Origin of the sequence: Vibrio ichthyoenteri ATCC 700023 (genome assembly GCF_000222605.1) — a bacterium.
Taxonomy (GTDB): Bacteria; Pseudomonadota; Gammaproteobacteria; order Enterobacterales; family Vibrionaceae; genus Vibrio; species Vibrio ichthyoenteri.
In genome coordinates this window covers 1-347 of record NZ_AFWF01000132.1, presented here as the reverse complement: position 1 = coordinate 347, position 347 = coordinate 1, and the positions used below count along the sequence as shown (strand labels likewise).

The window sequence follows — 347 nt, the reverse complement described above, 5'->3', positions numbered from 1 at the left end:
CATTATGGAAATATCAAAAAAAGCTAATCAGCGTGCTACAAATTTATTGGGATTAAGCGGTGTCCCTGCTGGTAGTAGTGGATTAATTGCTGCAATAAAAAGTAAAATAGATAAAAAAGGTGTTTTTTTGAACATTCCAAAACAGATAAGGGAAGATTATTTTAAGTTCGTAAATGATGATATGCACAAAATATGTAACAACAAATTACAGCACTATTGTCAAAAACAAGGAATTAACACATTTCTCACTAAATCTAACTTGGATGATATTGTTTCAAGTATTATAAAAGAGGTAGAAATGGAATTAAAACAGAATTAAAGTCTGTAGCCTCATGCCTAAAACTAAA

Annotated in this window: 1 protein-coding gene; it reads left to right on the top strand. The window is 29.7% G+C overall.

Features of this window, described 5'->3' with window-relative positions:
- A partial coding sequence (locus tag RH85_RS22965) for a hypothetical protein (protein WP_160162458.1) occupies positions 1 to 319 on the top strand: 319 nt, incomplete at its 5' end.
- Positions 320 to 347 lie beyond the last annotated feature (28 nt).